The organism is bacterium (assembly GCA_021372515.1).
Lineage (GTDB): Bacteria > Gemmatimonadota > Glassbacteria > GWA2-58-10 > GWA2-58-10 > JAJFUG01.
Map to the genome: position 1 here is coordinate 19,062 of JAJFUG010000132.1, position 25,241 is coordinate 44,302.

Consider the following 25,241-nt stretch of genomic DNA (forward strand, 5'->3'; position numbering starts at 1 on the left):
CGGAAGCTTGACCTGAAGGGTGAGCCGGGCTAAATTGGTTTTAATTAAGAACCATTCAGCCACTATCCATGTCACCCCGACCGGGAGCCGATAAGTGCGGAAAACCGTTCCTGTACTGATCCTGTTCCTTCTGCTTGGCCTCTGCCCGGCCGCACATGCGGCGAAACAAGCCGCCGCGGCGCCGCCCGCGGGCGCCTCCTGGCTGGGGGATGTCAACGACGACGGTGTGCTGGGGGTGTTCGACCTGCTGGACCTGCTCAAGATCCTGGGCGGGGCCACAGCCCCCACCGAGCGCCAACGTGTCCTGGCCAACGTGGACAAGTCGGCGGACGGCGCAATCGGCGTGTTCGACCTGCTGGCCCTGCTCAAGGTGCTCGCCGGCGTGCTGGCGCCCGAGGCGGTCTACTGGGGCCCGCCCAGCCTGGTCGAGGTGTCCCCGGCCCACGCCCTGCCCGGCGATACGGTCACGCTCACTTTCCAGAACCTGCACGGCTCGGCGCCGCTGCGCCTGTACCTGCGCGAGGCCGAGACCGAGTTGCTGTCCGTGCGGGCCTCCGCCGCCACGTTCGTGGCGCCGGACAGTTTCGTGGGCGGGTTCCTCACCGTGGTCTCGGGAGGCGACACCCTGGGCACCCGTTTCCTCAACCTGCGCAACACCAATGTCCACACCCTGGGCGGCTGCCGGCTGTTCCCGGCCGACAACCCCTGGAACCAGCCGGTCGAGGGTTTCCCGGTGCACGCTCTGTCGGACAACATTATCCGAACTATCGGTAGCGCCCCGCTGCATCCGGACATGTCCGCCATACCCTACAACGTGGTGGGAGGCGACCAGCCGCTTGTGCCCATTACAATGGTGACCTACCCGAACGACAGCGACCCCGGCCCCTATCCAGTCCCAGACGACGTGCTGATCGAGGGCGGGCCAAGCTCCACTGGCGACCGGCATTCACTGATCCTCGACTCGACGAACTGCGTGCTCTACGAACTGGGCCGCGTTTTCCCCAACCCTCCGGGCTGGAGCGCAGGCTGCGGAGCGATTTTCAACCTCAACTCCAACGCCCAGCGCCCGGACACCTGGACCAGCGTGGATGCCGCCGGCCTGCCGATGCTGCCCGGAGTGGTGCAATACGACGAGGTGGCCGCAGGGGAGGTCAACCATGCCATCCGTTTCACCGTGGAGGTCACCCGGCGGGCCTATGTCTACCCGGCCTCGCACTATGCCTCCAGCCGCACCGACCCCTACCTTCCGCCCATGGGCCTGCGGGTGCGGCTCAAAAAGAGCTACGACATCTCCCGCCTAACCGGCCAGTCGCAGGTGATCGCCCAGGCGCTCAAGAAATACGGCATGATCCTGGCCGACAATGGCGGCGACTGGTTCTTCTCCGGAGGGGTTAGCCGCAAATGGAACGACAACGAACTTGACCAGCTTAAAACCATCAACGGCTCGAACTTCGAGGTGGTGGACGCCGAGAGCATGGTGGTCTCGGGACGAGGCTCGCGCTATAGAATCCGGCCGTTCTCGGATGTCACCTCGCCCTCGCCCGGGGCCGTTTTCGCCGCCGGGGCCGACATCCCGATCCGGGTCGCGGCCAGCGACAACGACGGCTCAGTGGTGCGGGTCGAGTTCTTCGCCGACAAGACCAAGTTGGGCGAGGTCAGCTCACCGCCCTACGAGTTCAACTGGAGCGGCGCCTCCGCGGGCAGCCATGTCATCTCGGCCCGCAGCACGGACAACGACGGGGTGAGCAACACCTCCTGGGGCGTGCCGGTCACGGTCCAGTGAATGCTGTCGTGGAATATTCCGGATTACTGCTGGAACAACAAGGGCCGCCCGTGGCGGCCCTTTGTTTTCAGCGTTGCTGCAGAGTTTAGAACTGCCATTCCAGTCCGAAGATGGGCATTAAGCTCCACTGGTCATCGCGGTCCTGACGGTTTTCAGTTTCGTTCCAGGAATAACTGGATATGTTCTTCCGGTTGTAGACATTCCAGATGTCCCAGTACAAGACGAGGTTGGAGTTCTTGAAGTTGAAGGTCCGGTCGGCGCGCAGGTTCAGCGAATGGTAGGCCGGGAGGCGCTCGCCGTTGATCCGGTCCAGATCGAAAACCCCCGAGTCGAGGCTCTTGGAGGCCTCCTGGTCATACGGCGTGTAGGGCCTTCCCCCAGCCACGATCCAGCGGAAGCTGTACTGCCATTTCTTGCTCGCGATGTACCCGCCCTCGGCGCTGAACGTAAAGCGGTTACCGTAGATACGGTCGCGCCAGCGCCCGTCGTAGCCCCGGTAGCGTGAGGTGTAATACGAGCCGCTGACCAGGCCGAACAGGTCGCGGGCCAACTTTTTCTGCAGCACCACCTCCACGCCCCGTGCGTAGGCCTGTCCGTTGTCGGTCAGCGAGGTGCGGTTGCCACCCTCGTCCGCGATGAAAAGCGCCGGCTGGCTCGGGTCGAGCGGGAAATGGCGATACTGCTTGTCGTAGACTTCCACGGTCAGGCGCGTGTTCTCGGATAGAAGTTGGCTCAGGCCGATCACAGTATGGTAAGCCGCCGGATCGTTCAGTTTCTCGTATTTCGGGTCCTGCGACAACAGGGTCAGCGGCAGGCTCTGACGGTAGACCCCGCCGGCGGCGGTGAGCGAGGTCCGCTCACTCAGGCGGTAGACAAGCGACAGCCGCGGCTGAAAGTGCGTGTGGCCGTTGACCGTGTAATGCTCCAGGCGCAGCCCCGGGCTCAGGTCCAGGCTGGGGGTCACGCTCCAGGTGAAGCTGGCGAACGCACCCAGGCGGGAGGCGTTCAGCTTGCGGCGGATGACTGTCTCCGGATAGTTGTTGCCGTAGTGATCGAAATAGGGTTTGAAGTAGTAATCATAGTCGTTGAACATGGAGCGCGCCTCCACCCCGAAACGCAGGGTGCGGCCCAGGCCGAGACTCAGGGTGTTGACATTCCTGAGACCCACCGCCTGCTCGTTTGTCCCGTCGGTCACCTCCAGGCTGTCATCCGTGGTGGCCCAGAACTTATACTTGTAGCTGGTGAACATCTCCGACAGCGAGGTCTCGCTGTGGAAACCGCCCCGGGTGTATTTCCAATTCACGCCAAACAGGTGCTCCACGTTGTCCGCGTCCCCGTAGTCATCATCGCCGTTGTCCACGGCGTAATCCTTTTTATGGTTGATATGGTCCACCCCGGCCACGCCCAGGAATTCAAGGCTGCTGTTACCCGGCAGGTCGAACACCACCTTGCCCTGGTAGTCCCCGTAGCGCGGGGCCACGCCTGTTCCGATCGCGCCCACCAGAAGGTCAAGGTAGCTCTTGCGCGCCGAGAACATCCAGGAGCCTTTGCCCCCGGCCAGCGGGCCCTCGCCCACCAGGCCCAGGCCAATCATGTTCAGGTCCACCTGGGACTGAAACTTTTCCCGGTTGCCCTCGCGGAAATTCAGTTCCATCACCGAGGAAAGCTTGTCGCCGTAGAGTGATGAAAAACCGCCGGCGTTGAAATTGACATCCTGCAGGAAATCCAGGTTGATCAGCCCGATCGGTCCTATGCTGCTGCCCTGGGCCGGGTAGTGGTTGATGTTGGGAATCTCCATGTTGTCAAGGTAGAACGCGTTCTCCACCGGGTTGCCGCCGCGCACGATCAGGCCGTTCACCGTATCGTCCACCTTGGCGATGCTGGGCAGCACACCCACCAGACGGCTGACATCCCCCGCCGTACCCGAGGCGCGGCGGACCTCCTCGTGCGAGAACCCCACCGTGCTGACCGGCTCCTGCTCCGACTGGTAGAAATAGTTCCCGCTCACCGTGATGCTGTCCATCTCGAACACCATCTGGGTCAGGGCGCAATTGACCGAGGCGTCACGGCCCGAGCGGACCACCACGTCCGGGATGACCGAGGGCTTATACCCGGTCAGGCTGACCCGCAGCACGTAGATTCCCACCGGCACGTCCTCGATCGTGAAAGAGCCGTCCCCGGCCGAGGTGACCCCGATATGCGTGCCCAGCACCTCAACGCTCGCCCCGGCCAGGGGTGCACCGGTCTGGGCCTCCAGCACGGCGCCCTTGATCGCGCTTGAGGGGGCCTTGTCCGCGCTGCGGTACTCGTTGCGGGCCACCGGCTTGTCCGAGGGCACCACGGCCAGTTGCCCGTCCCGCGTGATCACCAGCCCCGTCCCCGTGGCCTTGAACAGGCTGAACAGCACCTTGAGCAGCGGGGCCTTCTCCAGCTTGAGGCTCACTTTCTTGTCGCTCAGGATACGGTCCTGGTTAAAGTTCAGCCGGATCTTGCCCTTGTCGGCCACCGTTTTCAGCGCGTCCTCGAACCGGACATCTTTCAGCTCGATCGAGACCGTGTTGAACAGTGACTCCGGCACCCGTCCCCGGTAGCGCTCCACCTCCGCTGTCAGGCTGTCGCTCTGGGCCAGAAGGGAATGACAGGCAATACATATGAAAACTTGAATAAGAATGAATATCTTTCGCTGCGTAAACCACATGTTTTCTCCATTAATTAAACTTTCCATTGATATTTCCTCACCCCGTTAAGGCTTCCCATCCGGCCCGGCGCTCAGATACACCGTGTCCGCTTTCTGCTCGCATTGCAGCTCGGTCAGCAGGGCCAGCAATTCCAGTGCGCTCCCCAGCGACTGGTTGTCCAACTGCAGAGTCAGGCGCTCGTTCAGGCGAGACGAGTCGGTCAGGACAAATCTTACCCCGTACCAGCGCTCCAGGCAGGCCAGCACCTCGGACAGGGGCGCGCCCTCGAAATCCGCCTCCCGCTTGAGCCAGCCCAGTTGCCGGGCGATATCGGCCTCGACCGGCGGGCTGATCCCGTCCCCGCGCTGCATCAGGCTCAACTGGCCGCCGTGCACCACCACTTTGCCGTTCCGCCACAGACGGTCGTGACTGAAAGAGACTGCCCCCTCCAGCACCGCCACCTGCACTGAGCTTCCCTGCGGCCAGGCCCGGACATCGAACTTGGTGCCCAGCACCCGGACCAGCGCCCCGGTGGCCCGCACCTCGAACGGGTGCTCCTTGTCGGGGGCGACCTCGAAATAGGCCTCGCCCTCCAGCTCGACCCGGCGCTCGCCACCGCTGAAACTCTCCGGATAGCGGAAAATGCTCCCCGCCTCCAGCGTGACCCGGCTGCCATCCGCCAGGACCACCGACTCCATCCTGCCCATCTCGACCCTGATTTCCTTCAGCTCGGCCGCGGAGTAGTCCGGCCCCAGGCGTGTCAGCAGGTGGCCTCCCCAGTAGGGCAGCAGGGCCAGCAGCGCCACGGCCGCCGCGATCCGCAGCCAGCGTCCCGCCTTGTTCCCACCGGTGAACCACCCCGCGGCGCGGGTACCGAGCGGCCGCACGTTGTCCGCAGCGCTCTCGGACCGTGCCGCCTCGATGAGTCCGGCTTTCTGCGCCACCGAGGTCCAGGCTTTCTCCAGGTCCGGCGCCGGCAGGCCAGGGGAGGGCGCCGCCCAGACTCCGGCCAGCCTTTCCAGGAGAGCATGGTTCTCCCCGTCCGCGGAGAGCCACTGGTCGACCCGGCTTTCCTCGGCCGGATCGCACTCCCCGTGCAGGTAGCGCAGCAGAAGCTCGTACTCGATATCCTCTTTCATCCTCCGCCCCTTCGCGGCAAAACGGTTTCAGGGACAGGAGCCATCCCTGGCTCTCTGGATATAATGACAGTCCTTTGCCCGGCATGGGTGACAAAGCGGCGAAGAAAAATCACCGCCCTCTGCCCGGCGTCCTTTTACCGGCCGTATCATTGGCCCGGCATGAACTTAAGAAGCGCTTTCAGCGCGCGCGAAAGCTGGGTCTTGACCGTGTTGACCGAAACGCCCTGCAGCTCTGCGATCTCGGCATAGGACAGGTTGTCCTGCTTGCGGAGCAGGAACGCCTCGCGGCAGGCCGGCGGCAGCGCCTCCACCGCCCGGCCCACCGCCCGCTCGAAATCCCGGGCCTCCAGCACCTGGTCCGGGGTCGGCTCCGGGGCCGCCGCCTGCTGGATCTCATCGCGGCGGCTCTCGCGGACCTGCAGGTGCTGGATATGGTTGAAACAGCCGTTGCGCACCGCGGTGTAGAGATAGGCGCGCAGGCTGGTGTGGATCGCCAGGCCCACCCGGCCGGCCCATAACTTGACAAACACTTCCTGGACAATGTCCTCGGCGGTCTGTGGGTCGCGCACCAGACGGCCAGCGTACTGGAACAGGCGGCCGTAGCAACTGCGGAACAGGGCCTCGAAAGCCCGGCTGTCCCCGGACCGGATGCCGGCGGCCCACTGCGCTTCGGGCAGCTCATCCGGCTGCGGCACGTATGGTTTTCCCGGGAGTGTCATAGAGTTCCGTCTGGTCTGTCGCGGTGGATTGTAGTCTTCGGCCGGGGGGACGGCCGGTGCGAACCGGGTCTATTGAGTGTTTATATTATTACAAGAGCGGATAAGTTTCAACTATCTGGAAAGACACCTTGCTTTTCTGTACAAAAACTCATTTCCCTGTACCCATCAGAAACACACGTCCAGGTCCGCCCGAAACCCGGAAAAAATTCACCGGCAGGCTGTTACCGGTTGCGATGTAAAGAGAAAAACTGGAACCACGCGTTTCGAATCGTGTATTCTTGAATGAGTGGTAAAATTAGTTCCGGCGCCCGCCTGTGATTGACCGGCCGGCAAAGCCGCATTGCGCCTGCGGCGAAGTCCGGATCGACACAACCACCTCCCTTCCCGGGCCGGACGATAATGTCGAGGCGTCGCCCCGAGCCAGGCATTTCGATCAAATCGAGCTCCCCGAAGAACAGGACCGGCTCACACGTTCCTCTGTGTCCACCCGAACCGCCTTTCAACGTCTTACGCGAGGGATGATCGCCATGCTGCGTGGAATCCTGATACTCCTGCTGACAGCGATCGCCGCACCGGCTTTAGCCGCCGGCACCGGCACTGTCCGCGGGACCGTGCTGACGGAAACAGGCCAGCCGCTCAAAGGGGCTCAGGTGTCCATCCGCGGCACCAAGCTGGGGACGGTCGCCCTGAGTGACGGCAAGTACGAGATCATGCAGGTCCCCTCCGGCTACTGCCAGTTGATCGCCTGGATGACCGGGTTCGAGACCCGCACCGAGCGGGTCTATGTGCCCGAGGGCCAGGCCGTGGTGGTCCGTTTTGCGCTCAAGGAGAGTATCATCCCCCTGCCGGCGGTGGAGGTCAGCGATTCGGTGCCCCGGGTCTCTGTCACCGCCACCATCGTCCCCATGGACATCAAGGTGGTGCCCTCGGCCGTGGAGATAATCAGCGACGAGACGATCCAGGAGATGGGCGCCCTGACCGTGGCCGATGCCCTGATGGACGCCCAGAGCCTCTACCTGCAGGGGGACGAGGAGCGCTCCCTGTCGGCCAGCCTGCGCGGGCTGCGCACCAACCAGACCCTGATCCTGATCAACGGCCGCCGCGTGGCCGCCGGCCTGCGCGAGAATGTCAACCTGGATGACCTTCCCACCGCCATGATCCAGCGCATCGAGATCGTCCGCGGGCCCAGCAGCGCCCTTTACGGCTCCGACGCCATCGGCGGGGTGATCAACATCATCACCAAGAAACCGCCCGAGGACATGGTGGCCGGGGTCTCGGTCCGCTACGGCCAGAGCAAGTACGGCGAGGACCAGAACCCGTTCATCAAGGGCTACATGGCCGAGCGGGTCGGCCAGCTCGGCTATTCCCTGTTCGCCTGTCTGGACCACGAGGGCCAGTTCGACCGCTACAAGGAAACGCCCTGGACCGACGGGGACCGCAGGAACCTGCGCTCGGGCGGAGTGGACCTTTCGATGGACCTCACCGGCCGCCAGCTCGTCCAGGGCGGCTTCGAGAAATCCCTGGTCAAGCGCCGCGGTGTGCGGCCATACGACTGGGGCGACGGCAAGCGCCGCACGGATGACAACCGCAAATCGTTCTACCTGGAGTACAACTACGTCATCCCAGAGCGAACCGAATTCACCCTGCGCGGCAACTACTACCAGTTCAACACCGACATCAGCATCGACCCGGAAATCTACGGCGATGTGACCAACCCCCTGACCGGCAGCGACCAGGACTACAACCTGGAGCAGCGTCTCAAGCAGGTCGAGACCCGCCTGACCCAGCACCTGCCCGCGGGCAACAGCCTGACCCTGGGCGCCGAGAGCCGCTGGGAACAGAGAAACGACAACACCACCTACCACGAGGTGCGCAACACCGCCGCTTTCCTGCAGGACATTTTCCAGCCCCGCGAGCGGTTCCTCACTGTCCTGGGCGCGCGGGTGGATGACCATTCCCAGTTCGGCGCCACTTTCAGCCCCAAGGCCAGTTTCACCCTCGGCCTGTTAGAGCCGCTGCGGCTCAAGGGCAGCTACGGACGGGGCGTGCGCGCACCCAGCATCTATGAGCTCTACATCGAGAACCCGAGCAAGGAAAGCCTGGTCCTGCCGAACATCGACCTCAAGGCCGAGAAATCGAACTCCTGGGAGATCGGCCTGGAGGGCGAGTACTGGAAGCTCAAAGGCGATGTGCGCTATTTCCGCAACGACCTGACCGACATGATCAACCCGGTGCAGACCGGCTTCGACACCCTCGGCCAGTCGGCGATCAGCCATAGCACGCCCGCCTGGGTGCGCCCGGTGCTGCAGTACAGAAACGTGGAAAAGGCCCTGAGCCACGGTTTCGAACTGAGTCTCAGCGCCCGCCTGACCGACAGGATCGTTTTCAGCGACGACGCCACGGTGATGCAGACCAAGGACAAGACCACCGACAAGCGTCTGCTCAACAAGCCCGACATGCTCAACACGGCCGAACTGCGCTGGGAGGACTCCAAGCGCAGGTTCAAGACGGGCGTCCGCCTGGCCTCGGTCGGCACGCGGATAATCTCGGACACCTACCGGGCGGACGGCTACTCGCTGGTGCACCTGTTCGCCTCCAAGCGTTTCAGCGAATCGTTCGAAGTTTACGGGGGAGTGAACAACCTGCTCAACAACGATCCCAACATCTACGGTTTCACCGAGGGCGCCGGCACGCCGGGGACCTATTTCTTCCTCGGCTTCACCCTGGAGACCTGGGACCACAACCGGCAGTATTGAGCAGGGAACGCCCAAGCGGGGTGTCTGACGCCTTAACCTTTTCAGGGAGGCCGGCCATGACAACAACGCTCGTCCGGTTCGCTCTGCTTTGCCTGTTCCTGGCCGCCCCGCTCGCCTGCAGCGGCGGCCGCGGCGACCCGCTTGCCTCCGACCGGAACGCCACCGCCTACGGCGGCCGTCTGACCCTGGGCCAGGACCGGGTCAACACCCCGGTGTCGTCAAGCAACAAACTGAGGATCTGCCAGTTGTTGAACGGAGAGATCTACGGCGCTTACCAGAGTGCGCTGAAAGGGCTCGCCGACACGCCGCAGAAAGAGGACAGCCTCGGCATAGTGCGGGTCAGCGGCCGCTATTCGGGCTACATGCAGGTCCAGGGCGCCACGACATATCAGCCCGACACCACGGGCCAGAATTTCTGGGTCCGGATGACTTTCTTCGACTATTCCGATTCGGCGGCCGTGTTCATGGGCGGCCAGGTCGACTGCAGCGGGTACATGGACGTGATCGGCCTGCACAGGTACAGCGTCAAGGTAGTCCTGAACGGCGGCCTGGCTTTCGCCGGCGGCTACTCCGGCGAGGCGCTCTACGAAACACAGAGGCTGCCCATCGACCCCTGCAACCAGATAATCAGCCCCGACGCCCCGGCGAAAGTCCTTCACTGCTACCCGGAGCTGGAGCAGGGCAGCATGACCTTGATAAGCGGGGATACGAGATTTAATTTTAAGCCGTATTTCAAGGACGTTTATGTCGATCCCGATTCCCTGGATTGCGGCTGCCAGTAGAGCGCACCCCCGCGGAGCCATGCAGGCCTGGGCTGAACGGACTGTTTTTGAGGCTATGTATACCCGGAGGAGTGAGTGAAAAGCAACACCCTTTTTCCGGCAGTTCTGCTGCTGGCGGTGGTGCTTGCCGGATGCAGCAGCGGCCGCGGTGACCCGACATCCGGTGGAGCGAATTCCACCCTCTACGGCGGCCGCCTGACCCTGGGCGCCGACCGCTTGAACACGCCTGTTTCCTCCGATAACCAGCTGGCGGTCGCGCAGATACTGAACTCCGAGCTTTACGGCCTCAGCCGTCGCGCCCTGGCCGGGATATCCAACAGCCCCCAGACAGTCGGCGACAGCCTGCTCACCACCCGGGTCAGCGGACGTTATTCGGGCTATGCCGAGGTTACGGGGAACAGGCAGATGCGGGAGTCGGACAAGCAGGTGGTCGACTTCTCTTTCCGCATGACCCTCTACGACTTCTCGGACTCGGGTTTCGTCTTCATGGGCGGCGAGCTGGGGGCCGAGGGCTTTGTCCGGTCCGCGGGCGGCCAGGTCACCCAGTTCCGGCTGGTCCTGACCGATGGCCTGGCGTTCGCCGGCAATTACACCGGCGCGGTGGAGTACAATTCCATGCGGCTGCCGATAGACGCGGCTGACCGGATCACCAGTGTCTACGCCTCGGCCGGGGAGCTGAGCTACTTTAACATAGAGGGGAGCCAGACCCTGATCTACGGGGACCTGCGCATTCGGTTCAACCCCTATTACCGTTCGCCCCGGCCGTGAGGCCGGGACGGGCTGCCCCCCCAGGCGGAAAACCTTGTAAATCAGAAGCCATGTTCGCACATTCAAGTCAATGTCGGTTGACTCGGGGGCCGGAGGCAGATTGCTCCGACCCGCTGCTCATTATGCTTCGGAGACCCGGATGAAAAAGAGACTGACCTTTCTGAGCGTAACTGTTTTATTCCTGCTCGCCGTCGCCTGCGGCGGAAGCGACAACCCCAACTCGCCGGATAACGAGAACAACCTGGACGGCAGTCTGACCATGGGCGGCAGCCGCGACAACCAGACTGTCTCCGAGCTGACCCGGAACACGGTCTGCCAGGACATTTTCAGCATGGTCTACCGGAGCTATGTCCAGGCCGCGCGCGAGCTGATGGTCGATGCGGAGTACGGCACCAAGACCGTGCGCGTCAGTGCCGACATGTACGGCTACGCCGTCACTCCGGGCTTCACCGAGCTGTCCGGCAACACGCTCGACGGGGTGAAGTTCAAGTTCGAGCTGGCCTACAACGACTTCACGGACGACGGGCACCTGTACCTGGGCGGCAAGCTCAAGTTCGACGGGACCATGAAGTTTCGCGGCGATTACTGGGTTCCGAAGACTCTCTATATCAGCCAATCGACTGACTTTGCCGGGGATTACAAGGGCTCAATCCAGTTCAATGACCTCAGGCTCCCGCTGGATTCACTCGGCCGCCTGGTCGCCGTGACCGCCGAGGACACTGTCCTGCGCCAGTACCCGGTCGATGGCAGCGTGAACCTCAAGTCCGGCTCGAACACCTTCCGCTACAACCCGTTCTACCGTGTCTACCGTCCCACCGACGACGAGGACCAGACACTGCTGTTAGAGTAGCTCAGACAGCGGAGATTGACAGGTTGAAAAGAAAAAGCCCGGAGCGTTGAGTTTCCCCCCTGCGCTCCGGGCGTCGTTTTCCGACAGGATACGCTCACTCCCCCGGCTGCCCGAGCACCACCGTGCGCAGGCTGCGGGCCTTGACAATCGCGAACACCTCCACCCCCGGGGCCAGCTCCAGCTCGCGCACCGCCGCCCGGGTGACCTCCACCGCAATCGGTATCCCCACGTCCACTGTCACCACCGTGGTATGCTCCAGGCAGCGCACGCCGGTCACCCGGCCCGGCCAGACATTGCGGCTGCTGAGCGCGGGCGGACGGCTGCGGGCCAGGATCACCTCATCCGCGCGCAGGCTGACATAGCAGCGCGCGCCGGGGGCGCCGTGGTCCAGGGCCACGTGCAGCTTCAGTCCCTCGGCCTGGACCGTGCGGCAGTCCGTCACCGGGGCAGCCTCCGCGAGAGCGCCCGGGATAATGGTCTCAAGCTGGTCCAGCCCCACCACTTTCTCAGCCGCGGCGATCACCGCCTGCGGCTCACCCTGTGCCGCCACGCGCGCGCTCTTCCGGCCGTCCCCGGCCTGCTCCACCTCCAGCAGGGCCACCGAGTCGGCCAGGCAGAATATGTCCGCGAAACGGTGGCTCACGAAGATCATCGGGATAGCCAGTTCCTGCTTCAGCCGCAGAAGGTAGGCCAGCACCCGGTCGCGCAGGGCGGCGTCCAGGCCGGTGAGCGGCTCGTCCAGAAGGAGCAGCACCGGGCTTGCCAGCAGCGCGCGGCCAAGCGCCACCCGGCGAGCCTCGCCCCCGGACAGCCCGGCGGTGCCCCGCCCAAGGAGCGGCCCCAGGTCGAGCAGCGCACAGATTTCCTCCGGCTCCAGACGGCGTTCGCCCGGCGGCACGCGACGGTAGCCGAACAGGAGGTTGTCGCGCACGTTCAGGTTGGGAAAGAGCAGGTTTTCCTGGAACACCACCCCCAGGCGGCGACGCTCGGCCGGTATGTCGATCCCTTGGGCCGAGTCGAAAAACACCTGCCCGTCCGCCAGCGCGATCCGCCCGGAGGCGGGCCGCAGCAGCCCGGCCAGGGCCTCCAGAAGCGTGGTCTTGCCGCTGCCCGAGGGGCCGATCAGCCCGGTCACTCGGGCGCGGCTGGAGAGGGCCGCCTCCAGGCTGTAGGCTCCGCGCCGCACGCGCACCGCAAGCTCGATCATCCCTGCCTCCCGCGCTCGGCACGGTAGCGCGCTGCGGCCGAGCGGCCGATCAGGTACTCGCTCGCAGCCAGGGCCAGGGCGCTCAAGGTCACCGAGATCAGGGCCAGGCGCAGGACTTCCCAATCCTGTCCCGGGGTCTGGTAGTGGCGGAATATTTCGAGGGCGATCGTGCGGTTGCCCCGTGTCCCGGCCGAGAGCATCGCCGTGGCCCCGAACTCGCCCAGGGCGCGGGCGAAGCAGAGCACCAGCCCGGCGGCTATCCCCGGCCAGGACAGCGGCAGGGTGACCGTGAAGAAAGTTCGCAGCGGCGAGCAACCCAGGGTGCGCGCGGCCTGCTCCAGGCGCGGGTCCACGCTTTCGATGGCGTGGCGCGCCGTGCGCACCAAGAGAGGCAGGCCCATCACCGCCGCGGCCACGGCCATGCCGCCCCAGGTGAACACCAGCCGCACGCCCAGCGCGTCAAGCAGACGGCCCAGCGGGCTGTGCGCACCGAACAGCATCAGAAGCGTATAGCCGGTCACCACCGGGGGCAGCACCAGGGGCAGGAACACCACTGTCTCCAGCACGCTCTTGCCCCGGAAACTGTGACGGCTGAGCAGCCAGGCCAGGGCCACTCCCGGCCCCACGGCCAGAACCGTGGCACCCACGCCCATCAACAGCGACAGCCCCACCGCCATCCATTCCGATTCCTGGATCCCCAGCATCCGTTCGCTCCGGGTAAGCGCTCAGGGCAGTGAAAAGCCGTAGCCGGTCAGGATATCGCGGAACTCGGCGCCCTGCATGAATTCGAGCAGCCTGGCCGCCTCGGCGGCGTGGCCGCTCGTTGTCACCACCGCGGCGTAGTAGTCCACCGGGTCGTGGGATGCCTCCGGGAACGTGAACGCCAGGCGCACGCGCCCGCTCATCCGGGCATCCGTGGCGTATACTATCCCGGCGTCCACCGCCCCCTGCTCCACCAGGGCGAGCACCGCGCGCACATCCTGGCTCAAAACCAGGCGATTGTTATTCTGCAGCGAGTCCCAGACAGCCGAATATTGCAGCGCCTGGCGCGCGTAGATTCCGGCTGGCACGTGCTCCGGGTCGCCCAGGGCCACTCTATCCAGGCCGGCCAGCTCCGCCGCCGACCTCGGGACTGCTTTGGCCTCCGCCGGGACCACGCAGACCAGAGTGTTCAGCGCCACGCGCACTCCGGCGCCCGAATCCACCCGGCCGTTGTCCTCCAGGAACTTCAGCCACTGGAGATTGGCCGAGACGAACAGGTCGAACGGCGCGTCCCCGGCCACCTTGCGCGCCAGGGCCCCGCTCGAGCCGAACTCGCACTCCACCTGCACCCCGGTCTTTGCCGCGTAGGCCTTGCCCGCCGCCTCCATCACATCGGTCAGGCTGGCCGCGCAGGCCACGTTCAGCCGTAGGGGCTCCTTCTTCGCGCCGCCGCAGCCGGCCGCGGACAGCGCCACCACGACCGCCAGGGCCAGGGGAAAAAATGACCTGACACGACCATTCCACATAGCTCGCTCCTGTCTGAGAGAAAGCTTGAAACAGAGCCTGAGAATACTTCTTATATACGTTATTTCGCCGCTGCCCGCCACCGCAACCTTGAAAGAAAGGGCTGCGCGGTGGGTTGACGGCACCGGGGCGGAGAGATTATCTGCAAACGGGGTGGAGAAACAAGGCCAGCTCTCAGACGCTCTGGGCCGGATGGCTGAAAAGCGGCTCGACGTTGATCAGCACGCGGGCCTGGGGGAAGCTGCTCCCCCGCACGCTGTCGGTTATCGACTGGCGGCACTGCTCGATCTGAGACTCGGTGGGACGGCCGTTCAGGGTGATGTCCAGGATGACCGTGAAATGCTCCTCGCCGCCCACGATCCGCAGGTCGTGGTAGGTGCCGCAGTACGGACTGCTCTCCACCGCGGCGGCCACCCGGGCCTGGACCGCGGCGTAATGCGGGTGGTTGAAATCTATCGGGTCCACGTGCACCACGGCGTGGCCCGGGAACCGGCGGGCGATGTTCTCCTCGATCCGCTCGCTCGTGTCGTGCAGTTCGATTGCGCTGCGGTCGCCCGGCACCTCGATGTGCACCGAGATCACGTGGGTCAGGCCGTAGCGGTGGACTATGATGTCGTGCACGCCGCGTACGCCCTCGCCCGCGGCGGCGATCCGTCCGATCTCGCGGTATACCTCGTCCGGGGCCGGCTCGCCCAGCAGGGGACCCACGCTCTGGCGGATGATGGCCCAGGCCGCCCAGCCGATGAATATGCTCACCCCCAGGCCCATCACCCCGTCCAGCCAGGGCAGGCCCAGGCGCCCCCCGAAAAAGGCCACAACCACCAGCGAGGTGGCGAACACGTCGCTGCGGTGGTGCCAGGCATCCGCCACCAGGGCGTCCGAGCCGATCAGGCGGCCCAGCTCCAGCGAGAAACGCGACAGCCACTCCTTGACCAGCACCGAGGCTGCCACCACTGCTATCACCCAGAACGCGGCCTCCACCGGCTGCGGGTTGACAATCCGTTCCACTGCGGCGCGGCCGCTCTCGAACGACACCACAGCCAGCAGCACCGCTATGGCCAACCCGGCCACGCTGTCTATCCGGCCGTGGCCGAACGGGTGCTCACGGTCTGCCGGCTGACGGGCCAGCCAGAAACCCAGCACCACCACGGCCGAGGTGACCGAATCGGCCAGGGTGTGGAACGCGTCCGCCATAAGGGCCAGGCTGCCGGTGACGAGGCCGAGCCAGATTTTCAACGCGCCCAGCAGGGTGTTGACCACGATGCTGACCCAGCCCTCGAGCAGGCCCACCCGGCTGCGCGCTTCTATATTGTGCGGATCGCCGTAGCCCGGCGCAAAACGTTCCGCGATCTGTTTCGTCAGTTTCTTCACGTGGGTCTCCGAATCCGGTGCCAAGCACAAGTTTGATAGAATTTATTCAATCTATCCATTTTGGCAAGAAAAACGCAACCGCCACGCTTGCCTTGAATGGTATCACCCGCCAGCAGTTGCGCTCATAGTCCTCAGCGGGGGAAAAAAATCCCGGAGGACCGGTGTCCTCCGGGATTTCTCATTCCTGACACAATAGCGCTCTACTTGCCTTCCCGGTTGCGCTCCGGGTTGGAGGTCTGGCTCTCCAGCGCCCCCGGCGGGGCTTCCTGCAGAAGGCGGGCCTGGATCGGAGTCAGGGAGATCTTGCCTGTGCTCGCCACCCGTCCCCAGTCCACGTCCCCGCGATGCACCCAGACCCGGTAGCGCATGGTTACCGGCGCCCCGGGCTGGAACGTGAACGGCTCCAGGGCTGGCCAGGCCACTCCGATATAGCCGTAATGGCGCAATGTCCAGCCGTTGGGATAGCCCGGGTTGGCCGGGTCCGGGAAAATCGCCGCGCCCGAGGCTTTCTCGCTCTGGCCGAAACGGGCCGAAAAATCGGCCCACCCGAACGGCTGACGGTTGCTGTCCTCGGCCTGCGGGCCGCTGTCGGTGGTGATAACCGGCTCGGTGAACGGGGCCATGCGTATGCCGAACCCGCCGTAGCCCTTGTCCTCCTCCGGCGCGCCGATCACCTTTACAGGCTCGTCCTGGGCGGTCCAGCGAAACTCGAAATCCACGATCCGGCCGAAATCGCCGGCGCGGAACACGGTCAGGCGCACCTGCTCGTCCATCACGCGCTTGTCACCCGCGTACCAGCCGTTCTGCGCCCCGAACGAGGCGAAAGTCGGCCCGGCCTTGGGCGGCTCGAACCAGCTCTCGAAGCGCTGCTGGATGCCGCGGATGTCCCAGAGCGAGAGCGTGTCCGGGCTGTCGCCCACCAGTATCTCGGGCCAGGTCCAGAAAATGCCGCGGTGGTGCGGGTGATCCTCTGGGAAATCGTCGGTCAGCACCTCCTTGTCCAGGCCCCAGAGCGGGTGGACGTAGCAGGAGCGGATGCGGTCGGCGGCCATGCCCGCCTTGAGGTTCATCCCGTAGACATAGGACAGCACCGGCTTTCCCTCCTGCAGCACGGTGAGGGTCTTCGTGCTGTCATCCTGGAAACTGAACAGCGGGGCCACGTCCTCGCGCGACTTGCGCCAGATAAAATATTTGGTGTTGCCCTTGCTGCCGGTGGCCGGGTCCCAGAGGAAAGTAACTTTCCAGCGGGTGGTGTCGCCGTGCTCCAGGCCCCAGCGGTCGAGGAACGGCTGGGCGTAGGCTTTCTTGCCGCGCTTGCAGTCGGGCGGGATCACCTCCCAGAGCGCCGAGCTGTCCAGCATGCCGGCGGGCAGGGCCAGGCTCACCTGCACGTCCTGGCCCTCGATCCCGGGCGGGAACGGAATCTCCAGCACCTCGTCGCTGGTGCAACCCAGGGCCAGGGCGACTGTCACAGCCAAAGCCGCGTAAAGCATCGCACGGATTCTCATCTTTGCCTCTCCCACAAGATGCCGAATTTCTGCCTCAGATTGAAGATACTGTCTCAGACTCCAGCTATTGAACGCGCAAGCGGGTCGAAAGTCTCACGGTGTCCACGTAGAAGCTTCTGACCGGGTGCTCACGTTGAGCCGTAAACTGGGTTAAAACTTTGTACAGGATGGATAATAAAACGCCGGCTGAGAAAGGTCAATCAATGCGGGAGGATTCGGAGGCGGAAATCGGGCGGGTCTTGATTCATCAGGGCCATTGATAGAGAAAGTGTCTGTCGACAAACCGGTGCAACAAAACAGGCAGGGGGGTTACAAGGCGCCATAATCGCACTTATAGACACACTGCAGAACACCAGGGCCATGTGAACCATATGCAACCATAGCATCCTGTTTCCTTCCTGCATTTCAGCCCTCCTGCATCACCCAAAGGCACCAGGTCAGGCCGGCCGCACAGTCCGCTTTTCGGTCGCAACAGCCGCAGAACCCATTTTCCCCTCCCCGCCGATCACGGCAATCGATTAAGATGTCATTTTTAGATGCAATCCAGTAATTCATTCCTTTCAAAGAGTTTTGCCGCAACATGACATTCACAGGTAAGCTTGTCCAGCGCGTTTAGTTCACATAATAACGAATAGAGCGAAAAGTGCAAAATATCTTTCACTGGCGTTAATCCTCATCTCCTGCCAGTAAAACAGGCCGCCCCCGGAGCGCCCTCGGGAAACGGCCTTTCGCGCTTGCACATTTTTATCCGGCCTCAGATCGCCAGGCCCACCTTATGGTCCAGGTGCAGCGAGCGCCCGCCGCGCGCGATCCAGGTCGCCTGGGCCGCCAGCAACTCATCCAGCGAGTCCAGGGGCGGGCCGTAGAGCGCCTGGGTGCGGCTGTCATCCGCCAGAAGGTGGAAACGCTTGGGCGCGCCGAACAGCCGCGGCTGCCGTCCGAACTGACGGGCCGCCACATCCGCCACCCGGTCCAGGGTCACGGTGTAGCCCGAGATGTTGAGCACGCTCACCGGGTTGGAGGCCGACTGCACGGCCAGGATCGCGTAGATGTTGGCGTCGCGGTGGCTGATTATGTTGAACGCCCAAAGCTTGCGCCGGTCCAGCTCGGCCCCGTCGCGCACGGCCAGCATCACCGGCTCCAGCCCGCCGTAGGTGAAATTGGTCATGTACATGGCGCGCAGGATCACCCCGCGCGAGGCGTCCGCCTCACCGCTCTCCACCACCAGGCGCAGGATTTCCTCCTTGTTGCGGATCGACTCGCCGTAGATGTTGCCCGGCTTGGCCATCAGCCAGGCATCCTCGCGGGCCTGACGGTCGAGCGGGGTGAGCGGCAGCGGGTTGCCCGAGCCGATCATCGCGATATCCGACCCGCAGCGGTGCAGGGTGAAAATCAGCGAGGGGATCACCTTGCCGTAGATGTCGCACAGGCGCATGTACTCCTCGCGCGTCTCCGTGGTGCGGAACTTGTAACCGATGCCGTAAATCACCCAGCGTGCGTCCGCGGGCACCCCGGCCAGGCCGCGATAGCTCAGGCGCAGCATGTCCACCCGGTGCACCTCGAACAGGCCTGCGTAGGGGGCGAAACGCCCTTTCAGCTCGCGGTCCGTGCTGAACCGGCTGATCAGGTGGACCTTGCGCGAGGTGGTTCCGGTTATCTGCACCGCGCGCAGCACCATCTCGGTCAGGTCACTCATCCACTTGCCGGTGGCGCCGTAGATCACTATCTCATCCCGGCCGCGGCGTGCGATCAGCTCCAGCACGCGCTCGTCCGGGCGGGACATGTACTCGTTGAGGTCGTCCTGGTCCACCGAGTCCAGGTCCGCCAGATTGTTCCAGCTCATGCGAAAAACTCTCCTTCCTTGCCCTTACCGGCCCTGCCGCCAGGCGGCCACTTTCTCGGCTGTCACAAAGGAATCGTCCGTCAGGTAGCCCCGCGCCCCGTAGGCCAGATCGATCTCGCGCTCCAAGGCCGGACGGCCGGTCTCGATACGCACCGCGCCGCCACGGCCGAACCAGCGGATGTCGGTCTGCGGCTCGAAGATCAGGCCCAGGCGCCGCAGACGGTAATGTATGCCATGGACACTGTTCTCGAACGGCGGCGACCCCGGCAGGGCCATGCTGTCGAACACGGCCCAGTTCATCGCGGTCACGTCCGCCGCCAGCTCGGTGAGCTGGTCCCGGCTCAATATCTCGTCGCCGCGGCCCTGGTCCGCCAGCTCGCGCCACTTTTTTAGCTTCTGCACCAGACCCACCGCGGCGTGGGTCTCGCTGGCGAAATGGCCTAACAGGCCGACCGTGATCCGCAGGCGCAGGCCCGGGTTCTCCGGGTGGACCCAGGTGCGGGCCAGGTCGCCCACGATGTAGTCATCGTTGCCCGTGGCCATCACCAGTTCGTCCGTGCGACCGCTGCGCAGCGCGGCGAACATCAGGTCATCCGTGCGCCCCCGGTCGAACGGGGCGGCCTTGGCCCCGGCGGCGAACTCGAACAGTCCCTCCCAGAACGACGGGCTGAAATCACGCCCGCCCACGGCCCGCTGGAGGTAGAACCCGTAAACCGGAACCAGGGCGGCCATCTCGCGCAGAAGCGCCAGGCTATCGGCCTCGTCCAGCGGCTGGCCGTCGCTTCCCACCAGGGCGGTCGGGGCGACCATCACCACCTCATAGCCGGCGGCTTTGGCCAGACGCAGCATCTCGAAACCCTTAGGCCCGCCCACCGCGGCCAGACGGAACATGCGTCCGCTGTCGCCGTGGCGCTCCTGTATCCTGGCCACCAGTTCCAGCCACTGGGCGTAAAGCTCCAAATCTCCGCGGGCGAACTGGCCGGTGTGGGTGCCCGGCACCACCGCGCTGGCCCCGGCCTCTATGTAATAACGGGTGAGAAGCTCCTGCTGGGCCACGAGCATGCGGCCCTTGTCGTCCAGCATCAGCGGGCAGGGGACCAGCACATCGGCCTGTTTCATTTTTTCGAGCGTGGCGCCCGGGACTTTGGCAAAGGTCATAGAAATTTTCTCCATATTTTCCGGCCCGGAAAGCGAAAGGCCGCGCAGACCCGGCCCGCCGCGGACTTCCGGTGAACCTGGCCGCCCGGCACCGGGCGTTACACGACAACTGAGCAGGCTGATTGTTGACTACACTTAGAATATTAGCGCATTTCGGGCCGCGGCGCAATGGCGGGGACCGCGGCAACCGGAATGACAGTCGACATGGTAAAAGGACAACTATTTCAGCAATTTCAGCAGGCCGAGCAGGTCGAACACATCCAGCTTGCCGTCCGAGTTGAGATCAAAGCTCGCAATGCCGGAGCCGCCAGGGTTGCCCAGCGCGTGCAACATTGCGAGCAGGTCGTAAACATCCGCCCGGCCGTTACCGTCCACATCTCCCGTGTCTCTGTCTCCGGCCGGGGTGATGACCCACATCAGGCGGGTGCCGTACATGGGTGGGCTGCTGAAAGTCTCGCCGGTGTATGGTGAATAGAACGGCTCCCGCACCTGCGCTGCGTCAAGGTCGATCAAGGCCAGGCAATTGTGGTCGCCTGACAGGGTGAACAGGAGCCGTCCCTTGTCGCTGCTCCGGTAGACAGAGTTCGAATGGTATTTTTCGTAATCGAAAGCGAACCTGGCGACTGAATCGGTGCGGGTCCAATCCCAGATCAAAAGCGCAGTAACAGTGTCCTCCACCTCCGCCACGAGCGTGTTTCCTCCATCCAGGAATTTCGTGCTGCCGGCACCCAGTATCATCGTGGTCGGGAAAGAGAAAGACTCCCCCCGGCTGACAGAGGAATTGAGCAAAACCGGCTTGTCACTGGATATATCGTAGCGCCGCACGACCAGATAGCGCCGCCTCGTGTCTCCCGAGAAATAATCTGTTGGATTGATATACAACTCGGCGGTAAGCATGACACTATCGCTCAGAAGTGTCGGAAACTCGTTGGTCCCGTCCATCTCAATCTCACGCAACAGTCCCCCGCCGGAGCGGGAATACAACTGCACAAGGCTTCTGTTCTTCAGCAACAAAATGTCCTTGCCCGGATACAATTCCAGTTGCATCGGCACAATAGCGAAAGTAGTGCCCCCTTCCTGTCCGGCGATAATCCTGAAAGCGCCGCTGGCCAGGTCCACCCGGTACAGGCAGTCCCAGTCGAGCAGGTACAGCGCGTTATAATCCTCATCCAGCAGGCTGTAGAGGGTCCTGGAATAATCGAGCGACACTCCCTCCGGCACCGGAATTTTTCGCTCGATGGCCCAGGAATCGAGGTCCACTACATCGATCGTGTTGGTGAACCAGTTGTAACAGTAGCATTTCTTTTGCTCCGAATCCACAACCGGCGCGAGGTTGCCCGCTCCGTAGAGAATACCGAAAACGCTCAGGTCCTCGGGGTTGAAACACAGCAGCCCGGCCCTCTGCGCCGGGAATATTTCCTCTTCCGAGGGATGGGTCAGCGGGGGGTCCATTTTCCTCGGCTCGAAACCCGCCAGCGCCCGCCGTCCCGGCCGCGGAAGAGCCTTGAATTCAAGCCGGGCCACGCTGTCCGGCGCGCTCTCGGGGAGATTGAATTCAAGCCCGCTCCCGTTTGTCACCCGGATATAGTATTCCACTTCCACGCCTGCGTTCTGAGGCGGCAGGTCCAGCCCCAGGAAACCGCCCGGCGCGCCCGGAGACAGGATGCGGACCGAATCCCAGTCCGCGCCGCCGGCCCTGTAAAACAGGGTGGCATCCCGATAGATCGAGGAGCTGTCGAGGTAGAGTTCCAGCCGGTGGCTCTGTCCGCCCGGAGCCACGCCCTGTGGCGCGAGCGCCATCTGGGGCTGGTAGGTCACATCCATCAGCGTTTTCACCCCGGGGTCCAGGCGGATGGAATCGGGTATCGCCGCCAGAGACAGGGTGACCGTGTCCGCCTTCCCTGCCAGATGAATCTCCGTCAGTTCCGGAACGGCCTGGCCCGGTGGATACACTCCCAACTCGACCGGAATATCGAACAGGCCGTCGGTCTGCTCGAGCACCAGCCGCCCGGAAAGGCTTTCTCCATCTTTCCGATAGGACGACCTGAGCCTCACCTGGGGATAGCCGGCCTTTTCAAACCACTCCCGCCTGAACCAGCCCAGGTCGCGGCCGTAGCTTCTTTCCAGAATTGAGAAGAAATCCGTCAATGAATTTTCCTGATACGGAAAACCAGTCTGATATTCTTTGAGACAGGCGATAAAAGCGTCCTCCCCGAGCATGGATTCCAGCATATACAGCACCCAGGGGCCTTTCAGATAATAGAGTGACCTGTCTTCCGTGGGTTGCACATCGACCAGTGGCTGGTCCGCTTCGGTGCCGAGGATCGTTTTCAACGCTTTCTGCAGGTTGTTTCGATAGCGGTTTTTAAGCTCGTTCTTGTCCGGCCACATCACCCGGAGGGCGGAATACTCGGCCCAGCCCTCCATCGTGTACAAGTGTTCCGGCGACCAGACCCGATGCGCCCACCACTGGTGGGCCAGCTCGTGGACCTGAGATTTCTGCATCAGATAGGGAGAATTGCCGATAATATAGTTCTCGCCGCCCAGATGCCCCTCGGGAACGAAAAACGTCCCGGGCAAGGAAAAGTAGGGCGTCGTTTGCGAACTCCATTGTGTGAGTTCAACCATATTGACCGTCTGGTATTCAATTCCGCCGAACCACGTTTCATATTTTTTCCAGGCCTCGAACTGCCATTCGGCCCGCCTGTCGAGCAGGCTGTCCGGCGCTCCGAGATGATAGATGTTGAAACGCCTGGCCTCACGTTCGTATGTTTTAACCTGGTACTTGTCCACAACAAATATCGGAGTATCTTTGGCCGGGTATTTCGTTCTCCATTCAAAGCACGTGAGTCCGGGCGAGGGTTCCCAGGTGCGCTCCAGCTCACCCATGGCCACGGCCTGATATTTCTGCGGCGCAGTTATGTCGAACGAGACTTTGTAGGCCCCCGCGAAACTCGGTTCAGCCGGGAACGGGCTCCAGTAGAAAATCCCGTAATAGTTGTGATAGAACCGGTCCGGGCCTTGAGACAGGGGACGGTAGCCGCGAAAATCAGTCTTGTTCTTGAACCAAAAAGTCAGGGTGTCGACCTGGCCGGCCTCGACCTGTCCCTGGTAAATCAACATTACGCCATAATTTACATAGAGTTGCATCGAGTCGATTCCGATCACTGAAAGGACCGAATCCACCCGCGAATCCAGGCTCAGGGCGTCGAAATACAGGAACAGGGGCTCTGTTCCCGACTTCAGATGACGGATCGTGAGATCGGTGCGGCAGGTCAGACGGGTGCTGTCGGGCAGGAACTGCACCTGTGCCTTGAAATCCAGCACTGTCACCTGCTCATTCGCGGCCGCGGCAAGCACGGGGGCGGCTTTCTGTTTCCGCTGGCGGCTCTGATGCAGGTCCAGCTCACGGACATCCTCTGCCATCGAGTTTTGGAGATCGATTAAACAGAAAAAAGCCATTAACAGGAAAAATTTCGTTCGCATTTTCCGCCCCCAAGGACCGCCGCCCGGCTTGACACCGGGCGGCGGCACTGTTGTCTGCTAATTCCACGGATCGAAAACATCATTGTGACAGGTTATGGATGGATTGGTAAGGACATACACCAACTGCATTATATCAGCAACATCCAGGTCTCCATCGTCGTCCTTGTCCGCGCTCCAGTGCTCGTAGGTAGTCGCCTGCGTAAAATCCGCCCAAAGATCTATCATCCTGTTATAGTCATAGATGTTATAATATGCATTCCCGAGTACATCGCACTTGCCGCCCATGATGAACGTGTTGCCGTTCTGTGGATAATCAATAAAGGCAATATTAGTCGTTTGAAGAGTCTCAGTACCCTGGCTATTCAGGTCAACGTTACAAATATAAGAAGCAACAAAGCTCCACGACGAAGATGCCATGAAGCATTTATTGAGAGCAGGAGTCCCAAAATCATTATAACCGGTGCTCCCATAATTACCGCTGAAAGACTGGGAATATAGCCCGGTAAGGAAAGGTGTCCAACTGCTGTCTGGTACATAACAGCCGCCGTTGGTAGCTGCAATGGCGCCGCCGACCAGACGATTGAACGCGGTTTCTGATGTGGGTACTGACCATTCGGTCCGGAAATCGTGCAATCTGCGATCCGTGTATCCGGTCGGCCTTGTATAAAGGAGCCTCAAGGTGGAATTGACAGCCGGTCCATAATATGTTGCGATATCGGCCTGAGCGGTCAGCGTTATCCTTGCTCCATCCACAGGATGAGGGTTCTCCGAGGCTAATCTGGCAGAGCTATACCGCTTCGCTTTGTTCGGTAAATTGAGATAATTCTTGAGCATAAGATCAATCTCTCCGGCATACTTCTCCTTTTCCTCCCGGCTGATTTCGCCCTTGTCATAGGCCGCGGCCAGCCAGTCGTCGCTCTTGGCCTTCAGCTTCTCGTAGTCGGCCTGGGTGATTCCCCTGGCCTGGCCCCAGAATTCCCGGCCCTGCTTCTCCGCCTGGTCGAACATTTTATCCACGATGCCGTCCCCCATGGCCTCATCCAGACGGTGCTGCTTGCGGAACTCGATATAGGCGCCCAGGTTCTCGTGATAGACCCATTTGCCGTAATCGGGCGAGGCCTTGATAATGGCCTCCCTTTCCGCGTCGGTGAGCTTCGCGCCGCTCAGAGACATGCTCTCCTCTGCCAACGGGGCCAGCGACTGGTCCGAGTCATCCTTGCAGGAGACGAAAAGCAGAGCCAGACCGAGCAACAGACAGCCAAGATACCTGTACATTGTTTTCCTCCGGAGTGTGTCGAGAGTATTATCCACCCAAAAAAGAGATACGGATTCTACTCCATGCCAACCTCCTTTCGCGTGGTGTAACCACCCATACACAAAGAGGTTGACAATCCCCGGGGGATGCTGTTATGCTTAATCAGCAGTCCCCCAGGGGATTGCCACACGAGCCCATACCGGGGAGATCTTGGCGGATTGATTCGGTATGGGCTTTTTATTGAGTGTTTACGCAACGCTTATGTGCTATTCATTGCTCTTATTAATTCTACCCCCCCTGAATAATTGTCAAGTCTTTCTCATGTTGTCTGTTTTCCAATTGTTGCATTTGTCATATTTTGAAACATTCATATCAAATATCTCCTTTAACACCAAAGTATTATTATAGCATTTACCTAATAACATTTCCCGT

General features: G+C 62.4%; 17 protein-coding genes. 5 read left to right on the forward strand and 12 right to left on the reverse strand.

Annotated features, from left to right (window positions below; genetic code table 11):
- Positions 1-94: 94 nt before the first annotated feature.
- Positions 95-1,783 carry an Ig-like domain-containing protein gene (locus tag LLH00_12715; GenBank protein ID MCE5272131.1) on the forward strand — a complete coding sequence of 563 codons (1,689 nt, stop codon included), beginning with the start codon at positions 95-97 and terminating at the stop codon, positions 1,781-1,783.
- Between the two features lie 85 nt (positions 1,784-1,868).
- Here LLH00_12715 and LLH00_12720 read toward each other — a convergent pair whose 3' ends face one another.
- The 3 genes from LLH00_12720 to LLH00_12730 form a co-directional block, all read right to left on the reverse strand.
- Entirely contained in the window at positions 1,869-4,481 is a 2,613-nt protein-coding gene (locus LLH00_12720; protein MCE5272132.1) for a TonB-dependent receptor, read from the reverse strand.
- 45 nt (positions 4,482-4,526) lie between these two features.
- Complete coding sequence (locus LLH00_12725) at positions 4,527-5,600, reverse strand: FecR domain-containing protein (GenBank protein MCE5272133.1); 1,074 nt, start codon at positions 5,598-5,600, stop codon at positions 4,527-4,529.
- Positions 5,601-5,746: 146 nt separating this feature from the next.
- Entirely contained in the window at positions 5,747-6,295 is a 549-nt protein-coding gene (locus LLH00_12730; protein ID MCE5272134.1) for an RNA polymerase sigma-70 factor, read from the reverse strand.
- A gap of 551 nt (positions 6,296-6,846) precedes the next feature.
- Between LLH00_12730 and LLH00_12735 the strand changes: the two genes are divergently transcribed.
- The 4 genes from LLH00_12735 to LLH00_12750 all read left to right on the forward strand — a co-directional run bounded on the left by LLH00_12735 (position 6,847) and on the right by LLH00_12750 (position 11,475).
- On the forward strand, positions 6,847-9,075 hold the full coding sequence (locus LLH00_12735) for a TonB-dependent receptor (GenBank protein MCE5272135.1): 2,229 nt from the start codon (positions 6,847-6,849) through the stop codon (positions 9,073-9,075).
- Between the two features lie 56 nt (positions 9,076-9,131).
- Positions 9,132-9,857 (forward strand): hypothetical protein, encoded by a 726-nt coding sequence (locus tag LLH00_12740; protein MCE5272136.1) that lies wholly within the window; start codon positions 9,132-9,134, stop codon positions 9,855-9,857.
- Positions 9,858-9,932: 75 nt separating this feature from the next.
- Positions 9,933-10,625, forward strand: a complete 693-nt coding sequence (locus LLH00_12745; GenBank protein ID MCE5272137.1) for a hypothetical protein — start codon at positions 9,933-9,935, stop codon at positions 10,623-10,625.
- A 139-nt stretch (positions 10,626-10,764) separates the two neighbouring features.
- Entirely contained in the window at positions 10,765-11,475 is a 711-nt protein-coding gene (locus LLH00_12750) for a hypothetical protein (protein ID MCE5272138.1), read from the forward strand.
- 94 nt (positions 11,476-11,569) lie between these two features.
- Here the strand turns inward: LLH00_12750 and modC are convergent, their stop codons facing one another.
- The 9 genes from modC to LLH00_12795 form a co-directional block, all read right to left on the reverse strand.
- Positions 11,570-12,682 (reverse strand): molybdenum ABC transporter ATP-binding protein, encoded by a 1,113-nt coding sequence (modC, locus tag LLH00_12755; protein MCE5272139.1) that lies wholly within the window; start codon positions 12,680-12,682, stop codon positions 11,570-11,572.
- Positions 12,679-13,386: a molybdate ABC transporter permease subunit gene (modB, locus tag LLH00_12760; protein ID MCE5272140.1), complete on the reverse strand. Its 708-nt coding sequence runs from the start codon at positions 13,384-13,386 to the stop codon at positions 12,679-12,681. Before modB ends, modC begins: the two co-directional genes overlap by 4 nt.
- A gap of 21 nt (positions 13,387-13,407) precedes the next feature.
- Positions 13,408-14,190, reverse strand: coding sequence for a molybdate ABC transporter substrate-binding protein (gene modA / locus LLH00_12765; protein ID MCE5272141.1), 783 nt, complete (start codon positions 14,188-14,190; stop codon positions 13,408-13,410).
- Positions 14,191-14,362: 172 nt separating this feature from the next.
- On the reverse strand, positions 14,363-15,559 hold the full coding sequence (locus tag LLH00_12770) for a cation diffusion facilitator family transporter (protein MCE5272142.1): 1,197 nt from the start codon (positions 15,557-15,559) through the stop codon (positions 14,363-14,365).
- A gap of 200 nt (positions 15,560-15,759) precedes the next feature.
- Positions 15,760-17,067: a PmoA family protein gene (locus LLH00_12775; protein ID MCE5272143.1), complete on the reverse strand. Its 1,308-nt coding sequence runs from the start codon at positions 17,065-17,067 to the stop codon at positions 15,760-15,762.
- Between the two features lie 754 nt (positions 17,068-17,821).
- A complete protein-coding gene (locus LLH00_12780) occupies positions 17,822-18,910 on the reverse strand; it encodes a hypothetical protein (GenBank protein MCE5272144.1) in 1,089 nt (362 codons plus the stop codon).
- A 24-nt stretch (positions 18,911-18,934) separates the two neighbouring features.
- Positions 18,935-20,068: a hypothetical protein gene (locus tag LLH00_12785; protein ID MCE5272145.1), complete on the reverse strand. Its 1,134-nt coding sequence runs from the start codon at positions 20,066-20,068 to the stop codon at positions 18,935-18,937.
- Positions 20,069-20,287: 219 nt separating this feature from the next.
- Positions 20,288-23,494, reverse strand: coding sequence for a hypothetical protein (locus LLH00_12790; GenBank protein ID MCE5272146.1), 3,207 nt, complete (start codon positions 23,492-23,494; stop codon positions 20,288-20,290).
- Between the two features lie 117 nt (positions 23,495-23,611).
- Positions 23,612-24,829: a hypothetical protein gene (locus LLH00_12795; GenBank protein ID MCE5272147.1), complete on the reverse strand. Its 1,218-nt coding sequence runs from the start codon at positions 24,827-24,829 to the stop codon at positions 23,612-23,614.
- Positions 24,830-25,241: the final 412 nt, after the last annotated feature.

Coding starts and splice junctions, on each gene's coding strand:
- LLH00_12720 (MCE5272132.1), bottom strand. CDS start 4,481: ATGTGGTTTACGCAGCGAAAGATATTCATTCTTATTCAAGTTTTCATA.
- LLH00_12725 (MCE5272133.1), bottom strand. CDS start 5,600: ATGAAAGAGGATATCGAGTACGAGCTTCTGCTGCGCTACCTGCACGGG.
- LLH00_12735 (MCE5272135.1), top strand. CDS start 6,847: ATGCTGCGTGGAATCCTGATACTCCTGCTGACAGCGATCGCCGCACCG.
- LLH00_12740 (MCE5272136.1), top strand. CDS start 9,132: ATGACAACAACGCTCGTCCGGTTCGCTCTGCTTTGCCTGTTCCTGGCC.
- LLH00_12750 (MCE5272138.1), top strand. CDS start 10,765: ATGAAAAAGAGACTGACCTTTCTGAGCGTAACTGTTTTATTCCTGCTC.
- modC (MCE5272139.1), bottom strand. CDS start 12,682: ATGATCGAGCTTGCGGTGCGCGTGCGGCGCGGAGCCTACAGCCTGGAG.
- modB (MCE5272140.1), bottom strand. CDS start 13,386: ATGCTGGGGATCCAGGAATCGGAATGGATGGCGGTGGGGCTGTCGCTG.
- modA (MCE5272141.1), bottom strand. CDS start 14,190: ATGTGGAATGGTCGTGTCAGGTCATTTTTTCCCCTGGCCCTGGCGGTC.
- LLH00_12775 (MCE5272143.1), bottom strand. CDS start 17,067: ATGAGAATCCGTGCGATGCTTTACGCGGCTTTGGCTGTGACAGTCGCC.
- LLH00_12780 (MCE5272144.1), bottom strand. CDS start 18,910: ATGAGCTGGAACAATCTGGCGGACCTGGACTCGGTGGACCAGGACGAC.
- LLH00_12785 (MCE5272145.1), bottom strand. CDS start 20,068: ATGACCTTTGCCAAAGTCCCGGGCGCCACGCTCGAAAAAATGAAACAG.
- LLH00_12790 (MCE5272146.1), bottom strand. CDS start 23,494: ATGGCAGAGGATGTCCGTGAGCTGGACCTGCATCAGAGCCGCCAGCGG.
- LLH00_12795 (MCE5272147.1), bottom strand. CDS start 24,829: ATGTACAGGTATCTTGGCTGTCTGTTGCTCGGTCTGGCTCTGCTTTTC.